The 14834-nt window shown below is 72.0% G+C and carries 16 protein-coding genes and 1 riboswitch; of the genes, 4 read left to right on the top strand and 12 right to left on the bottom strand.

Annotation, left to right across the window (positions count from 1 at the left end; all coding sequences use genetic code 11):
• Position 1: 1 nt before the first annotated feature.
• From carA to pyrR, 5 genes are read right to left on the bottom strand one after another with little or no spacing between them, the layout of a single operon-like run.
• Positions 2–1180, bottom strand: coding sequence for a glutamine-hydrolyzing carbamoyl-phosphate synthase small subunit (gene carA, locus OG335_RS08180; protein WP_405010363.1), 1179 nt, complete (start codon positions 1178–1180; stop codon positions 2–4).
• Positions 1177–1764, bottom strand: a complete 588-nt coding sequence (locus tag OG335_RS08185; protein ID WP_405010364.1) for a hypothetical protein — start codon at positions 1762–1764, stop codon at positions 1177–1179. The genes carA and OG335_RS08185 overlap by 4 nt, the downstream gene beginning before the upstream one ends.
• Positions 1761–3065 carry a dihydroorotase gene (locus tag OG335_RS08190; protein WP_405010365.1) on the bottom strand — a complete coding sequence of 435 codons (1305 nt, stop codon included), beginning with the start codon at positions 3063–3065 and terminating at the stop codon, positions 1761–1763. Before OG335_RS08190 ends, OG335_RS08185 begins: the two co-directional genes overlap by 4 nt.
• Positions 3062–4039, bottom strand: a complete 978-nt coding sequence (locus OG335_RS08195) for an aspartate carbamoyltransferase catalytic subunit (protein WP_405010366.1) — start codon at positions 4037–4039, stop codon at positions 3062–3064. The genes OG335_RS08190 and OG335_RS08195 overlap by 4 nt, the downstream gene beginning before the upstream one ends.
• A gap of 4 nt (positions 4040–4043) precedes the next feature.
• On the bottom strand, positions 4044–4658 hold the full coding sequence (gene pyrR, locus OG335_RS08200) for a bifunctional pyr operon transcriptional regulator/uracil phosphoribosyltransferase PyrR (protein WP_405010367.1): 615 nt from the start codon (positions 4656–4658) through the stop codon (positions 4044–4046).
• Positions 4659–5019: 361 nt separating this feature from the next.
• Here pyrR and OG335_RS08205 point away from each other — a divergent pair, with 361 nt between their 5' ends.
• A complete protein-coding gene (locus OG335_RS08205; protein ID WP_014134541.1) occupies positions 5020–5523 on the top strand; it encodes a transcriptional regulator in 504 nt (167 codons plus the stop codon).
• Between the two features lie 82 nt (positions 5524–5605).
• On the opposite strand, the gene OG335_RS08210 is transcribed toward OG335_RS08205, so the two are convergent.
• The 6 genes from OG335_RS08210 to OG335_RS08235 all read right to left on the bottom strand — a co-directional run bounded on the left by OG335_RS08210 (position 5606) and on the right by OG335_RS08235 (position 10766).
• Positions 5606–6385, bottom strand: a complete 780-nt coding sequence (locus OG335_RS08210) for a hypothetical protein (RefSeq protein ID WP_405010368.1) — start codon at positions 6383–6385, stop codon at positions 5606–5608.
• A gap of 338 nt (positions 6386–6723) precedes the next feature.
• Positions 6724–7647 carry a thioesterase family protein gene (locus OG335_RS08215; protein ID WP_405010369.1) on the bottom strand — a complete coding sequence of 308 codons (924 nt, stop codon included), beginning with the start codon at positions 7645–7647 and terminating at the stop codon, positions 6724–6726.
• A gap of 120 nt (positions 7648–7767) precedes the next feature.
• Positions 7768–8208: a transcription antitermination factor NusB gene (gene nusB / locus OG335_RS08220; RefSeq protein ID WP_405010370.1), complete on the bottom strand. Its 441-nt coding sequence runs from the start codon at positions 8206–8208 to the stop codon at positions 7768–7770.
• A 2-nt stretch (positions 8209–8210) separates the two neighbouring features.
• Positions 8211–8774, bottom strand: a complete 564-nt coding sequence (efp, locus tag OG335_RS08225; RefSeq protein WP_405010371.1) for an elongation factor P — start codon at positions 8772–8774, stop codon at positions 8211–8213.
• Between the two features lie 67 nt (positions 8775–8841).
• Positions 8842–9948: a M24 family metallopeptidase gene (locus tag OG335_RS08230; RefSeq protein WP_405010372.1), complete on the bottom strand. Its 1107-nt coding sequence runs from the start codon at positions 9946–9948 to the stop codon at positions 8842–8844.
• 242 nt (positions 9949–10190) lie between these two features.
• Positions 10191–10766, bottom strand: a complete 576-nt coding sequence (locus OG335_RS08235) for an XRE family transcriptional regulator (protein ID WP_405010373.1) — start codon at positions 10764–10766, stop codon at positions 10191–10193.
• A 95-nt stretch (positions 10767–10861) separates the two neighbouring features.
• Between OG335_RS08235 and OG335_RS08240 the strand changes: the two genes are divergently transcribed.
• Complete coding sequence (locus OG335_RS08240) at positions 10862–11710, top strand: EamA family transporter (RefSeq protein WP_405015335.1); 849 nt, start codon at positions 10862–10864, stop codon at positions 11708–11710.
• 117 nt (positions 11711–11827) lie between these two features.
• Here the strand turns inward: OG335_RS08240 and OG335_RS08245 are convergent, their stop codons facing one another.
• Complete coding sequence (locus OG335_RS08245; RefSeq protein WP_405010374.1) at positions 11828–12943, bottom strand: HoxN/HupN/NixA family nickel/cobalt transporter; 1116 nt, start codon at positions 12941–12943, stop codon at positions 11828–11830.
• A gap of 31 nt (positions 12944–12974) precedes the next feature.
• Positions 12975–13182, bottom strand: a riboswitch (cobalamin riboswitch).
• A gap of 83 nt (positions 13183–13265) precedes the next feature.
• Here OG335_RS08245 and OG335_RS08250 point away from each other — a divergent pair.
• Positions 13266–13628, top strand: coding sequence for an ArsR/SmtB family transcription factor (locus OG335_RS08250; protein ID WP_405010375.1), 363 nt, complete (start codon positions 13266–13268; stop codon positions 13626–13628).
• Between the two features lie 157 nt (positions 13629–13785).
• Positions 13786–14832: a phosphatidylinositol-specific phospholipase C domain-containing protein gene (locus OG335_RS08255; RefSeq protein WP_405010376.1), complete on the top strand. Its 1047-nt coding sequence runs from the start codon at positions 13786–13788 to the stop codon at positions 14830–14832.
• The last annotated feature ends 2 nt before the right edge of the window (positions 14833–14834 follow it).

Here is a 14834-nt window from a genome sequence, read left to right on the forward strand (position 1 = left end):
GTCAGCTCCCTGCGGTGGCGGTGCGGGCCGGGGCACCGGCCATCAGGTCGACAAAGCGGTCGAAGAGGTACGCGGCGTCGTGCGGGCCGGCGGCCGCCTCCGGGTGGTACTGCACCGAGAAGGCGGGCACGTCCAGCGCCTGCAGGCCCTCGACCACGTCGTCGTTGAGGCAGACGTGGGAGACCTCGACGCGGCCGAACGGGGTCTCGCTGACCGTGTCCAGCGGCGCGTTCACGGCGAAGCCGTGGTTGTGCGCGGTCACCTCGACCTTGCCGGTGGTGCGGTCCTGCACCGGCTGGTTGATGCCGCGGTGGCCGTACTTGAGCTTGTAGGTGCCGAAGCCCAGGGCGCGGCCGAGGATCTGGTTGCCGAAGCAGATGCCGAAGAACGGGGTCTTCCGCTCCAGCACGCCGCGGGCGACCGCCACCTGGTGGTCGGCGGTGGCCGGGTCGCCGGGGCCGTTGGAGAAGAACACGCCGTCCGGGTTCACGGCGTAGACGTCCTCCAGGGTGGAGTTCGCGGGCAGCACGTGCACCTCGATCCCGCGCTCGGCCATCCGCTGCGGGGTCATCGCCTTGATGCCGAGGTCGAGGGCGGCGACGGTGAAGCGCTTCTCGCCGACGGCCGGCACGACGTAGGTCTCGGTGGTGGCCGCCTCCGCGCACAGGTCGGCGCCCTTCATCTCCGGCGCCTCCAGCACCCGGGCGAGCAGCGCCGGCTCGTCGGCGAGCGCCGGGCCGGAGAAGATGCCGACGCGCATCGCGCCGCGCTCGCGCAGGTGGCGGGTGAGCGCGCGGGTGTCGATGCCGCTGATGCCGACGACGCCCTGCGCGGTGAGCTCGTCGTCGAGCGAGCGGCGCGAGCGCCAGTTGGACGGCACCCGGGCGGGGTCGCGGACGACGTACCCGGCGACCCAGATCTGCCTGGACTCGTCGTCCTCGTCGTTCCAGCCGGTGTTGCCGATCTGCGGGGCGGTCATCACGACCACCTGGCGGTGGTACGAGGGGTCGGTCAGCGTCTCCTGGTAGCCGGACATGCCGGTGTTGAAGACCGCCTCGCCGAACGTCTCGCCGACGGCGCCGTACGCCTGGCCGCGGAACGTCCGGCCGTCCTCCAGGATGAGCACGGCGGGCACTCGCTCCCGCCTGGTGCGAGGCGTGGTGGGGGCAGGTGCGGTCATGGGGCGGCCTCTTCCGTCTTCTTCGTCTTCGTGCGTGTCACAAGAGCCTCGACCGCCTCGACCCAGGCGGTGTGCTCGTCGGGGTGGTCGGCCCGGAACCCGGAGTCCAGGGCGGTGCCCCGGAGGTCCCAGGTGACGACCAGCAGCCCGGAGGGGACGACCTTGCCGGCGATCCCCGAGTCGCGGCGCGCGGCGGTGAGCGCCTCGGCGGGGATCCACAGGTCGGCGTCGCCGGGGCGGCGGACCAGCAGGCCCCGCTCGGTGAGCGTCAGCCCGGCGAGGCTGCGCGTGCCGAGGCCGTGGGCCACGACGCGGTCCAGCCAGTTCCCGGCGGTGGTGGAGCCGTGGTAGCGGCCGCTGCTCTCCAGGAGCGCCGTGCCCGGGTCGTCCGGCACGGCGGGCAGCGGCGGCAGGTCGGACTGCAGCGTGCGGCGCCAGTTCCAGCCCTGCCGCATCAGCCAGTACACCAGCGCGATCAGGATCAGCAGGCCGACCGTCCACCCGATGTACCCGGGCCAGTCGGTGACCTTGGCCTTCTCGGTGGCGAGCTGCCCCGCGGCGTACCCGGTGGCGAGCGGCGTCACGCGAGCCCGTCCCGGTCGGCGAGCTCTCCGGCGAGCACCGTGGCCCGGCCGCGCAGGAACGTCGCGTGGACGCGTCCGGGCAGGTCGAGACCGCGGTAGGGGGTGTTGCGGCTGCGGGTGGCGAAGGTGTCGGGATCCACGGCACCACGGTACGCGGGATCGAAGAGCACCAGGTTCGCCGGCTCACCGACCGAGACGGGCCGGCCCTGCCCGGTGAGACGGCCGATCCGCGCCGGGCGGTGCGACATGCGGTCGGCGACGCCCTCCCAGTTCAGCAGGCCCGTGTCGACCATCGTCTGCTGCACGACCGACAGCGCGGTCTCCAGGCCCACCATGCCCATCGCGGCGACGGCCCACTCGCAGTCCTTGTCCTCCGCCGGATGCGGGGCGTGGTCGGTGGCGACGGCGTCGATGGTGCCGTCGGCGAGCGCGGCGCGCAGCGCCTCCACGTCGGCGGCGGTGCGCAGCGGCGGGTTGACCTTGTAGACCGGGTCGTAGCTGCGGACGAGCTCGTCGGTGAGCAGCAGGTGGTGCGGGGTGACCTCGGCGGTGACGTTCCAGCCCTTGGCCTTGGCCCACCGGATGATCTCGACCGAGCCGGCCGTGGAGACGTGGCAGACGTGCAGGCGGGAGCCGACGTGCGCGGCGAGCAGCACGTCGCGGGCGATGATCGACTCCTCGGCGACGGCCGGCCAGCCGCCGAGCCCGAGCTCGCCGGAGACCTGGCCCTCGTTCATCTGGGCGCCCTCGGTGAGGCGCGGCTCCTGGGCGTGCTGGGCGACGACGCCGTCGAAGGCCTTCACGTACTCCAGCGCGCGGCGCATGATCACCGCGTCGTCGACGCACTTGCCGTCGTCGGAGAAGACCCGGACGCCGGCGGCGGAGTCGTGCATGGCGCCGAGCTCGGCGAGCTTCTTGCCCTCCAGCCCCACGGTGACGGCACCGACCGGCTGCACGTCGCAGTAGCCGGACTCCTGGCCGAGCCGCCAGACCTGCTCGACGACGCCCGCGGTGTCGGCCACCGGGAAGGTGTTCGCCATCGCGTGGACGGTGGTGTAGCCGCCCTTGGCCGCGGCCTGGGTGCCGGTGAGGACGGTCTCGGCGTCCTCCCGGCCGGGCTCGCGCAGGTGGGTGTGCAGGTCGACCAGGCCGGGCAGGGCGATGAGGCCGTGCGCGTCGAGGTCGACGTCCGCCTCGACGTCCAGGTGGTCGCCGATCGCCGCGATGACGCCGTCGGCGATGTGGATGTCCTTGGCGGCGCCGCCCAGGATCTGGGCGTTGCGGATCAGGTAGCTGGTCACAGGGCGGCCTCCGAGGAGTCGGTACGAGGTGCGTCGGCGAGGGTGGCTCCGCCGAGGAGGAGGTAGAGCACGGCCATCCGGACGGAGACGCCGTTGGCGACCTGCTCGACCACGGTGCAGCGCGGCGAGTCGGCGACCTCGGCCGTGATCTCCATCCCGCGGACCATCGGGCCGGGGTGCATGACGATCGCGTGCTCGGGCAGCTGCGCCATCCGGATGCCGTCCATGCCGTACCGGCGCGAGTACTCCCGCTCGGTCGGGAAGAACGCGGCGTTCATCCGCTCGCGCTGCACCCGCAGCATCATCAGCGCGTCCGTCTTCGGCAGCACGGTGTCGAGGTCGTACGACACCTGGCAGGGCCAGTTCTCGATGCCGATCGGGACGAGCGTGGGCGGTGCGACGAACGTGACCTCGGCCCCCAGCGTGGTGAGCAGGTGCACGTTGGAGCGGGCCACCCGGCTGTGCAGGATGTCGCCGACGATGGTGATCCGGCGGCCCGCGAGGTCGCGGCCGAGGCCGGGGTTGAGGTGGCGGCGCATCGTGAAGGCGTCGAGCAGGGCCTGGGTGGGGTGCTCGTGGGTGCCGTCGCCCGCGTTGATGACGCTGCCGTGCAGCCACTCGGAGTCGGCGAGCCGGGCGGGCGCGCCGGAGGCGTGGTGGCGGATGACGACGGCGTCGGCGCCCATGGCCTGCAGGGTCAGCGCGGTGTCCTTGAGGCTCTCGCCCTTGGAGACCGAGGAGCCCTTGGCCGAGAAGTTGATGACGTCGGCGGAGAGCCGCTTCTCCGCGACCTCGAAGGAGGTCTTGGTGCGGGTCGAGTCCTCGAAGAAGAGGTTGACGACGGTGCGGCCGCGCAGGGTGGGGAGCTTCTTGACGGCACGGCCGGAGAGCTGGGCGAGCTCCTCGGCGGTGTCCAGGATCAGCAGGGCGTCGTCGCGGCTCAGGCCGGCGGTGGAGACGAGATGGCGCTTCACGCGGTCACTCCGGGAGGTGCGGGTCGGCGGCGAGGGCCTGGGACGAACGGGCCGCGTAGTCGCGGTCGCCGACCAGGACGGCGTCCCGGCCGTCGGCGTCGGCGAGCTGCACCTGCACGGCCTCGCGCAGCGAGGTGGGCAGGTTCTTGCCCACGTAGTCGGCGCGGATGGGCAGCTCCCGGTGGCCCCGGTCGACGAGGACGGCCAGCTGCACGGCGCGCGGGCGGCCGATGTCGCTGAGCGCGTCGAGCGCGGCGCGGATGGTGCGGCCGGAGAACAGCACGTCGTCGACCAGGATCACCAGCTTGCCGTCGATGCCGGCGGCGGGGATCTCGGTGTGCTCCAGGGCGCGGGCGGGCTTCAGCCGCAGGTCGTCCCGGTACATGGTGATGTCCAGGGTGCCGAGCGGGATGTCGCGCCCGGTGATCTGGGTGAGTTTGGTGTGCAGCCGGCGGGCCAGGTGGACACCGCGGGTGTGGATGCCGAGCAGGACGACGTCCTCCGCGCCCTTGGCGCGTTCCACGATCTCGTGGGCGATCCGGGTGACGACCCGGGCGATGTCGGTGGCGTCCAGCACCTGGTGCGGGGGACGCGGCGTCGAATGCGTGTCTGTGGTCATGCCGAAGCGGACCTCCTTCCCCGCCTCACGGGACGGGTCTTAAAGGATGTCTGGGATTGGCGTCCGGCGCACCGGGGCCGCACCCATGCTAGCAGTGCGCCCACCGCCCCCCGGGAAGCAGCCGCTCCGCTTGACGTCGCCGCAGGTCAGCCTGCGCGCCGTCGGCCGGGGCACGCCGCGGCCCCGCGCTATTCGCACGACTGCCCCATTCGGCTTGACGCGACTACCTCACTCTACGTAACCTCACAGTGAGTTACGGGGCCGACGCCTCACCCACCGGTTCGGGCGAACGGCCCGCGGTCACCACCCGCGCTCTCGTGGCTCTTCACTGCACGCGAAGCAATATTGTCCGGGGAGATCAATGTCCAGCGACTACGCGAAGCAGCTCGGGGCCAAGCTCCGGGCCATCCGCACTCAGCAGGGTCTCTCCCTGCACGGCGTCGAAGAGAAGTCCCAGGGTCGCTGGAAGGCCGTCGTCGTCGGCTCGTACGAGCGCGGCGACCGCGCGGTGACGGTGCAGCGCCTCGCCGAGCTCGCCGAGTTCTACGGCGTGCCGGTGCAGGAGCTGCTGCCCGGCGGCACCCCGGGCGGCGCGGCCGAGCCGCCGCCGCGCCTGGTCCTCGACCTGGAGAGACTGACCCAGGTGCCGTCCGAGAAGGCCGGTCCGCTCCAGCGGTACGCGGCGACCATCCAGAGCCAGCGCGGCGACTACAACGGCAAGGTGCTCTCGATCCGCCAGGACGACCTGCGCACCCTGGCCGTGATCTACGACCAGTCGCCGTCGATCCTCACCGAGCAGCTCATCAGCTGGGGCGTGCTGAACCCGGACGCGCGCCGCGCCGTCCGCGAGGAGGACGCCGGCTGAGCCGGTCCCAGCAGAAACGTCACGGCGGGGCGCACAGCGGGTGCTGCGGGCCCCGCCGCGGCGTGTCCGGACCACCGTCCGGTCAGCACACCGAGCCCAGGCTGAAGCCGGGCTCGGCCGCCACGTCGTCCAGCCGGACGGCCGCCGGGGTGTAGCCCAGGCCGTCGCTCTGCCAGGCCCAGGCCACCTGCCGGTACTCTCCGCAGGCACCCGCCGACCCCTGCGACCCGTGCATCAGCGCCGCACCGGGGAGCTCGCGGTAGAGGCCCGCGCAGAGCACCGCGCAGACCAGGTCGAGATCCTCGTCGTTGACGCGCACCACGCCGTCCTCCCAGTGCAGGATCCGCGCCTCCGCCTCCAGCCGGCCGCCCGGCGCCTCCACCGCGCACAGGAAGCGGTACGCGCCGAACCCCGCGCCCACCAGCATCCGCCGGAACAGTTCGGCCCCTCGCTGGTGGGCGCGCCGCACCCGCGGCGCGACGTCCTCCGCAGGGTCGCCGTCGTCGAGCAGCAGCTCGATGTGGCGCAGCGTCAGGCCGCTCTCCCGGGCCCGCACGAGGCGGGGAACGAAATCGCCGGAGAGGTCCTCCCCCTGGTAGCGAAGCAGCTGGGTCTGCAGCGGCGGGTTGACGAGGTAGCGGTCCCGGGCGGCGGGCTCGGCCGGGTCGAGGCGGTGCAGGAGGCAGAAGTCGACGAAGTCCTCGGGGTGGAACATCCGGGCCTGCACGGCGTCGTAGGTGCGGCGCGCGTCGGCCAGCAGGACCGCCGTGTCGAGCAGGTAGCTGTCCCAGTCCGCGGCATCGGTCAGGCGCCACGGGCGGGCCAGCTCGAAGTCCTCGGAGCTGGTCAGGATGCCCGTCACGAACGTCTCCTCGCTACGCGGCCGCCCTGCCGGGGTGTGGGCGGTGCAGCGGGAAGGGCGGGGGGAGCGGCTGTTGCGGGACATCGTGAGCTCCTGCGGGTGGTGCGGTGGGCGGCGGTTCTGCCGCTGCCGGGGTTCATCCCCGCCTCCCCGGGGCGCACACGCACCCGGTGTCACAGCCTTGTAACCGAGCGTCAGCAGTCACGCGCGGACGGCACCACCGGGGCCGGTGGTGCCGCAGCGTGACGGTGCGTCAGGGTCGCCGGGCGGGCGCCTCCCCCGAGGACGGGGGCGGAGGCGGAGGCGGAGGCGGGACGGAGGCGGGACGGAGGGCCGTCCTACGCGGGGCGCGGGGCCCGGGCGAGCTGGCGCGACTGGGCGACCAGGCGACCGGTCTCGTCCCAGATCTCGCAGTCCTCCTCGAAGTACCCGCCGGCCAGGTTGCGGGTGGCCTGGCTGACGCGCAGCCAGCCCGGCGCGGGCACCGCCCGCAGATGCACGGTCAGTTCGATGGTGGGCGCCCAGCCGGGCATGCCGAGGTCGAAGGTGACCGGCGGCAGGGCGTCGGCCACGAGCAGGAGGAGCAGCGGATCGGGCTGTCGGCCGTCGGCGAGCCGGAACCAGCCCTGGATGCGACCGTTCATCGAAGGCTGCCCGAGGGCCCAGCCCACGGTGGCCGGGTCGAGGCGGAGGTCGAAGCGCTCCAGCAGGGCGGCCTGTTCGATGAGTTGCGGCGGGGCGTGCTCGACACCGATGCACGCGTCGGGCACCGGCATCACCGGCGGCTCGGCGCTGGTGGCGACCTCGCCGTCCAGGGTGGTCAGGTCGCCGTAGGTGGCGAGGACGCGCAACCGCTCCTCACCGTCCTGCACGAGCGAGGCGGTGCCCGTGGTGAGCGTGCGGCCTCGGCGGACCGTCCCGGTGAGCACGGAGGCGGGGCCGGGGCGGGAGGCGGAGAGGTAGTGGCCGGTGATCGAGAGCGGGTGGCGGTGGGCGCCCGCGCCGGTCGCACCGGTCGCACTGTCCGGGCTGTTCGCGCCGTTCTCGCTGTCCGCTCTGTTCTCGCTGTCCGCTCTGTTCTCGCTGTCCGCGCTGTTCGCGAGGGAGATCGCGTGCCCGGCGACGGCGAGCAGCAGGCCGCCGTTGACCCCGCCGCCGATCTGCCAGCCGGCGCCGAGCTCGGCCTCGTACCGGCCGGGCTCGTCGGGATGCGGGGTCAGTGCGATGCCCCGGTCGAACTCGCTGCGTATCGCGGTGGTCATGGGTGGTACGCCCTTCGCCTCAGACACTACTCATCGGTAGCCTACGCCCCCGCCGGACAGCGCGAAGGCCGCCGGACCAAGTGGTCCGACGGCCTTTCACGGCGTCATGCGGGGGGCCGCTCAGCCGCGACGGATCGACGGCTTGAGCTCCATGAAACGAGCCAGCAGACCGTTGACGAACGCCGGGGAGTCGTCGGTCGAGTACTCCTTGGCGATCTCCACGGCCTCGTCCAGGACGACCGCGTCCGGGACGCTGTCCTCCCAGATCAGCTCGTAGGCACCGATCCGCAGCACGTTGCGGTCCGCGATCGGCATGCGGTCGATCGTCCAGCCCACGGCGTAGGTGGAGATCAGCTCGTCGATGCGTCGGGCGTACTCGCTGTAGCCCTCGACCAGCTCCATCGTGTACTCGGCGACCTGCGGGGTGGTGTCACCCGGCTTGGCCTCCCGAGCACGGCCCACCCACTCGGCGAGCACCCGCTGCGGGGGAACGCCACGGTGGTCGGCCTCGAACAGGATCTGGAAGGCCCGCGTGCGGGCCTTGGTGCGCGCGTTGGACACGATTACTTGACCCGGCCGAGGTAGCTGCCGTCGCGGGTGTCGACCTTGACCTTCTCGCCGGTGGTGACGAAGAGCGGCACCTGGATCTCGGCACCGGTCTCCAGGGTGGCCGGCTTGGTGCCGCCGGTCGAGCGGTCGCCCTGCAGGCCCGGCTCGGTCTCGGCGATGACCAGCTCGACCGCAGCCGGGAGCTCGACGTACAGCGGGGCGCCGTCGTTCTGCGCCACCAGGGCCTCGAAGCCCTCCAGCAGGTACTTGGCGGAGTCGCCGACGACCGCCGAGCTGACCGGGATCTGGTCGTAGGTGTCCATGTCCATGAAGACGAACGCGTCGCCGTCACGGTACGAGTACTGCATGGTCCGCTTGTCGACGTTGGCCGTCTCGACCTTGACGCCGGCGTTGAAGGTCTTGTCGACGACCTTGCCGGTCAGGACCTCCTTGAGCTTGGTGCGCACGAAGGCCGGGCCCTTGCCGGGCTTCACGTGCTGGAACTCGACGACGGACCACAGCTTGCCGCCGTCCAGCTTGAGGACCATGCCGTTCTTGAGATCGTTCGTGGAAGCCACGGGCGCACTAACTCCTGATATAGCTGTCAAGGAACCAAGGACCGCATGCTGCACCCGCCGGAGGCGGCTACAGGGCGAGGAGCTCCTTGGTGGTGATGGTGAGCAGCTCCGGCCCGCCCTCTTCGAGGGGGCGCACCACGAGCGTGTCCTCGATCCGGACCCCGCCCCGCCCCGGAAGGTGTACCCCCGGGCCGACGGTGACCGGCACGCGACTGTCCAGTTTACCCATGTCGGCGGGGCCCAGGCGCGGCGCCTCCCGGATCTCCAGACCGATTCCGTGTCCGAGCGGGTGCACCGGGTGCTCGGTGTGCCCCGCCGACTGCAGCACCTCCCGCGCCGCCAGGTCGGGCGCGGACTCGGACACCCCCGGACCGAGCGCCTCCCGGCCCGCCCGCTGCGCCCGGAAGACCAGGCGGTGCAGGTCGACCTGCCAGGACGCCGGGGCGGCCCCGATGACGAACGTGCGCGCGGTCGAGACGCCGTAGCCGCGGTAGCGGGCACCGAGGACGACGGTGAGGAAATCGCCCTCCTCCACCCGGCGGTCGGTCGGCTGGTGCGACTCCAGGCCGGAGTGGCTGCCGGTGCCGACGGACACGGGGAACGCGGCACGGTCGGCGCCGTGGTCGATCATCCGACGCTCCAGCTCCATCGCCAGGTGACGCTCGGTCCGGCCCACGAGGATCGACTCCAGCAGCTCGCTGAGCGCCTGATCGGCGATCTCCGCGGCGATCCGCAGATCCGCGATCTCGTGCTCGTCCTTGACGACCCTCATGCGTTCGACCGCCGAACCGAGATCAGCCAGCCGCACGCCCCCGGCGACCGCGCCGAGTTCGTGGTAGCGGCGCACGGTGAGATCGTGCTCCTCGACCGCGAGGTCCATGACCTTCAGCCGGCCGGCCGCCTCGGCAGCCGCCAGGGCGGTGTCGGTCTCGGAGGGCACGAGCAACTGCGCGACGTCGGGCCCGAGGAAGTGCTCGCCGGTGTCGTCCGGCGGCAGCCCCTCCGGCAGCGCGAGCATCGCGCGCTCCCGGGTCAGCAACAGACTGGCACCGCAGGGCGGGCAGCCGGTGAGGTAGCGGACATTGGCTGCACGGGTGATCAGCACCGCGTCGACCCCCGACGCACTGCAGTGCTCCCTGAGGCGCTCACGCCGGACCGCATACGCATCGGACATGCTCCGAGCGTACGGAGGGCGGCCGGTCGCCGCCCGTCGAGGGAAGTCGGTGGCCGGGAGCGCGGCGGCGTCGGCGGTGCGGCGGCCCGCGCGGCGTCGGCACCCGTTCGTGCGGACGCCGTGGCAGTGCCGGCACCGGGGGCGTACGGACATCGGGCGCGCGGACACCGGGGCGCGCGGACGCACGCCGGTGTGGCGTCAGCGTGCGGGTGTGGCGTCAGCGGACGCCCGCCGGTGCCGCGTCAGCGTGCGGGTGGCGGTACGGAGACCACGAGGGTGAGGCGGACCGGGACGTCGCCCGCGTTGCGGTAGCCGTGGGCACAGCCCGCCTCGTAGGAAGCCGTCGAGCCGGCGCGGACGAGGTGGTCGCGGCCGTCAAGAGTGAGGGTGAGTTCACCCTCGTCGACCCGCGCGATCTCCACGGTGCCCGCTGGGTGGGGATCGGAACCGTGCGCCTCGCCCGGCATGATGACCCACTCCCACAGTTCCAGCGGGCCGGGCGCCTCGATGCCGTTCAGCAGCACACCGCTGCCGCCCTTGGCCCCGGCCCACAACCGGACGGCCTCGTCGTCGGAGACGATCCGCACCGTCGAGACCTCGTCGTAGTCGAGGAGGCGTGCGATGGACACGCCCAGCGCGTCGGCCAGCCGGACGACCGTGCCCACGCTCGGGTTGGTCCGCCCCTGCTCGATCTGGACGATCATGCCGCGGCTCACCCCCGACCTGGCGGCGAGGGCGTCGAGCGTGTGGCCCCGGTCGGTCCGCAGCCTCTTCAGGTTGCGCGCGAGGGCCTGGGTGACGAGCTCGGGATCAGGCATGCCAGTCCAATAAATTGATTCGTTCAGTTCATTTTACTGATCTATGCTGCGCGGGCCAACAAAATCCGCCCGACTGTACTCCGGAGTCCACCGTGGTGTCCCACCTGCTCGCCCTCTCCGCCAGCGCCCTCTGGGGGATGGCCGACTTCGGCGGCGGCGCGCTGACCAAGCGCATGTCCGCCCTGCGGGTCGTCGTCGCCTCCCAGGCGCTCGCGGCAGCCCTGCTGGTGATCGGCGTGGTGGTCACCGCAGGCTGGACCGAGGCCTCCTCCGGGCTCTGGTACGCAGCCGTCGCGGGCGTCATCGGCCCGTTCGCGATGCTGGCGTTCTACCGTGCCCTCGCACTCGGGCCGATGGGGGTGGTCTCGCCCCTCGCCACCGTCGGGGTGGCGGTCCCCGTCAGTCTCGGGCTGCTGCTCGGCGACCGTCCCGGGACGGGCCAACTGGCCGGGATCGCCGTCGCCGTCCTGGGTATCGCGCTCGCCGGCGGACCTCGGCGGCAGGGCGGCGCCGTCGGCGCGCGCGTCCTGCTGCTCACCCTCGGCGCGGCCTTCGGCTTCGGCGCCGTCATGGCCCTCGTCGCCCAGGCCACCGTCGACGGCGGACTGCTCCTCTCGCTCTGCGTGCAGCGGCTGTGCAACGTCGCGGTGGGCGGCGCCGCACTCCTGACCCTCCCCCGAACGTCCGGACCCGGCGAAGCCGGCGCACTGCGACGGAGCCTGCCCACGCTCACCGCCGTCGGCATCGCGGACGTGGCAGCGAACGCGAGCTACGCGGCCGCCGCCCACGGCGGATCCGTGGCGGTGGCCTCCGTGCTCGCCTCGCTGTACCCCGTCGTCACCGCGCTCATGGCGCGTGGCGTTCTGAAGGAGCGGCTGCGGCCGGTGCAGGTGGTCGGCGCGGGCCTTGCCGTGGCTGGCACACTGCTGCTGGCCGCCGGCTGACCCGGCCTCAGCAGGCCGGTACCCCGAAGGAACGGGACGGGCCGCGAGGCCCGGAGCCCTGGAGCCCTGGAGCCCCGGAGCCGGTCGGCGCACCGCACGCTCCCCCGCACTCCACGATCAGACCGTCGGCCCGGCAGCCCAGCGCTGCTCGACCCTGGCGAACCGCCAGTAGCCGATCGCCGCGGCCCAGACCACCACGAACAGCCCGACGATCACGAAGCCGACGTTGTCGAGGCTCAGCCCTGCGACCCACCCGGTCAGCGGGTCGCCGAGATCCAACTTCTCGTGCAGGACCGCCACCAGCTCGATCGTGCCGATGACGAACGCCACCGCGATCGACAGGCCCGTGATGGTCAGGTTGTAGAAGACCTTCCGCACCGGGTTGGAGAAGGCCCACTGGTACGCGAAGTTCATGAACGTGCCGTCCAGCGTGTCGAACAGGCTCATGCCGGCGGCGAAGAGCAACGGCAGGCAGACGATCGCGTACCAGGGGAGCCCGGCGGCCGCCCCGGATCCCGCCATCACCATCAGCGCGACCTCGGTGGCGGTGTCGAAGCCGAGCCCGAGCACCAGACCGACCGGGAACATCTGCCCGGGCCGGGTGATCGAACGCGTGGCACGGCCGAGCACCCGGTTCATCAGGCCGCGCGACGCGAGTCGGCGCTCCAGCTCGGCCTCGTCGAACGTACCCGCCCGCATCGCGCGGAAGACCCGCAGGATGCCGAGCAGGGCGACGAGGTTCAACGCGGCGATGAGATAGAGGAAGGCGCCCGACGCGGTGGTGCCGATGGTGCCGAGCACCTGGTGCGTGGTGGAGTCGTCGTCCATCAGCGTGCCCGCGAGCTGAGCACCGCCGGCGACCAGAGCCGCCATCAGCACGACCATCGACGAATGCCCCAGCGCGAACCAGAAGCCCACCGAGACAGGCCGACGACCGTCGGCCATGAGCTTGCGGGTGGTGTTGTCGATCACGGCGATGTGGTCGGCGTCGAAGGCGTGCCGCATGCCGAGGGTGTACGCGGTGATGCCGAGGCCCGCACCGAACACCTGCGTGCCGACCTCGTACTTCTCGGGCACCACGAGGAGGAACAACGTGCCGAACGCCACCACGTGCATCGCCAGGATCACCGCCATCAGGGCGGCGGTACGGACGGTGTCCTCCCGCCGCCAGCGGAATGCCGGCGCAGCGGGGACGGTCGGCCTGGGGGCCGTACCGGTTTCGGGCAGGGTCATCTGCGGATCACGCTCCAGCACCTCGTGGAAAGTCGTCGTGAGATGCCGTGGCCGGTCTCCTGGCTCACGGGGAGGATCCGACGGTGCCCGTACCCGGCCTTCCCGGGCGCGCCAAGGCGCCCAGTGACACACGTGGGGTACGGATTGACTCCCCGTTCACAGTGGCGAGGGCCGCTCCGGACTGGGACCTCAGAGGTCCGACACCGGTCTTCCCGAGCACCACGGCGGCTCCACCGTAGGGGTGACGACACGACAGCTGCAAGCCTGCACACCTGCGCAGGTGTCGAAGATCACGGCAGGGCGGACTGCGAGAATGCCCGTCATGCACCTCGTCCCCGCGGACCGCGCACACCACCGCACCATCGACGGACACCAGGTCTGCGAGGCCATCGCCGCGATCGGCGACGCCGAGCACGTCCGGGCCTGGGCCGACCGCTTCGCACTGCTCTCCGATCCCGGTCGCCTCGCCCTCCTGCTCGCCCTGCACCAGACCGGGCCGATGGCCGTCAGCGATCTGGCCGTCGCCTCCGGCATGCGCGACCCTGCCGTGTCGCAGGCGCTGCGACTCCTGCGGGCCGCAGGCACGGTGGCCGGCGAACGGGACGGGCGCATCGTGCGCTATCGACTCACCGACGCGGCGGTCGCGGAGCTCCTCGAACACGGGGTGCTCGGCCGTACGGACTGAACGTGCATATACCCGGCATGTCCTGACGGATGGTCATTGAGCGGAGCCCTTCAGCCAAGTTTTCTTGTCATGTCACCTTGAAGCAGTCCTGGTACTCCATGCTTCCGGAAGCGGCTCGTCCGAGCCGCCGCCCTCATGCTCCTGACGAGGAGACACCGTGAAGCTTCGCCGTACCCTCGCCGTCTCGCTGCTGGCCGCCGCCACCTCCCTGCTCCCGGCCCAGCAGTCCGGCGCCTCCACCGGCGGCCAACTGCCGTTCGGCTCGGCCACCGCAGTCGGCATCCACAACACCTACGAGACGGCTTCCTTCCCCTTCCTCGCCCAGGGCCTGGACACCGGCACGGGCATGATCGAGCTGGACGTCTGGACGGACACCGTCACCACCGAGTGGAAGGTCAGCCACTCCAACCCGCTCGGCAACACCAACAACTGCGTGGCGGCGACCAGCGCTGCGCAGCTCTACAGCGGCGGCACCAACAAGAACCTCGAGTACTGCCTCGACGACATCCGCATCTGGCTGGGCGCCCACCCCTCCAGCGGCCCGCTGGTCGTCAAGCTGGAGCTCAAGGGCGGGTTCGCGGGCAACCGCGGCATGGGTGCCGCCCAGCTCGACAGCCTCATAGCCGCCCACCTCGGCAGTGCCGTCTTCCGCCCGGCCGACCTTCTCACCAAGCCCGGCGGCGGCACCTACACCACCCTCGACGACGCCGCCAAGGCGGGCAACTGGCCGACGCGCAGCGCGCTGTCCGGTCGCGTGCTCGTGGACGTCATCCCGGGCACCGTCGAGGAGGGCAACCCCTTCGACACCCTGCACACCGACGTCGAGTACGCGCGCTACCTGCGCGACCTTGCCGCTGCCGGCAAGGTGGGTCAGGCCCAGGTGTTCCCCGTCGTGCACGGAGCCTCCTCCGGTGACCCCCGCACCGCGTACAGCGAGACCAGCATCCGGCCGTGGTTCGTGGTGTTCGACGGCGACGCGTCCGCCTACGTCGGTGGCATAGACACGTCCTGGTACGACAGCCGCCACTACCTGCTGGTCATGACCGACGCCCACAACGTCGCGCCAGCCATCAGCGCCACCGACCCGACCGCAGAGCAGGCCCGCAATCGGGTCACCCAGCTCGCCGCCGCACACGCCAGCATCGTCTCCAGCGACTGGCGGAGCCTGCCCGAGGTCCAGGCGCTCGTGCTGCCCCGGGGCTGACA

Source organism: Kitasatospora sp. NBC_01539, from assembly GCF_045040525.1.
Lineage (GTDB): Bacteria > Actinomycetota > Actinomycetes > Streptomycetales > Streptomycetaceae > Kitasatospora.

Coding starts and splice junctions, on each gene's coding strand:
- carA (WP_405010363.1), bottom strand. CDS start 1,180: ATGACCGCACCTGCCCCCACCACGCCTCGCACCAGGCGGGAGCGAGTG.
- pyrR (WP_405010367.1), bottom strand. CDS start 4,658: ATGACCACAGACACGCATTCGACGCCGCGTCCCCCGCACCAGGTGCTG.
- OG335_RS08205 (WP_014134541.1), top strand. CDS start 5,020: ATGTCCAGCGACTACGCGAAGCAGCTCGGGGCCAAGCTCCGGGCCATC.
- OG335_RS08215 (WP_405010369.1), bottom strand. CDS start 7,647: ATGACCACCGCGATACGCAGCGAGTTCGACCGGGGCATCGCACTGACC.
- OG335_RS08230 (WP_405010372.1), bottom strand. CDS start 9,948: ATGTCCGATGCGTATGCGGTCCGGCGTGAGCGCCTCAGGGAGCACTGC.
- OG335_RS08235 (WP_405010373.1), bottom strand. CDS start 10,766: ATGCCTGATCCCGAGCTCGTCACCCAGGCCCTCGCGCGCAACCTGAAG.
- OG335_RS08245 (WP_405010374.1), bottom strand. CDS start 12,943: ATGACCCTGCCCGAAACCGGTACGGCCCCCAGGCCGACCGTCCCCGCT.
- OG335_RS08250 (WP_405010375.1), top strand. CDS start 13,266: ATGCACCTCGTCCCCGCGGACCGCGCACACCACCGCACCATCGACGGA.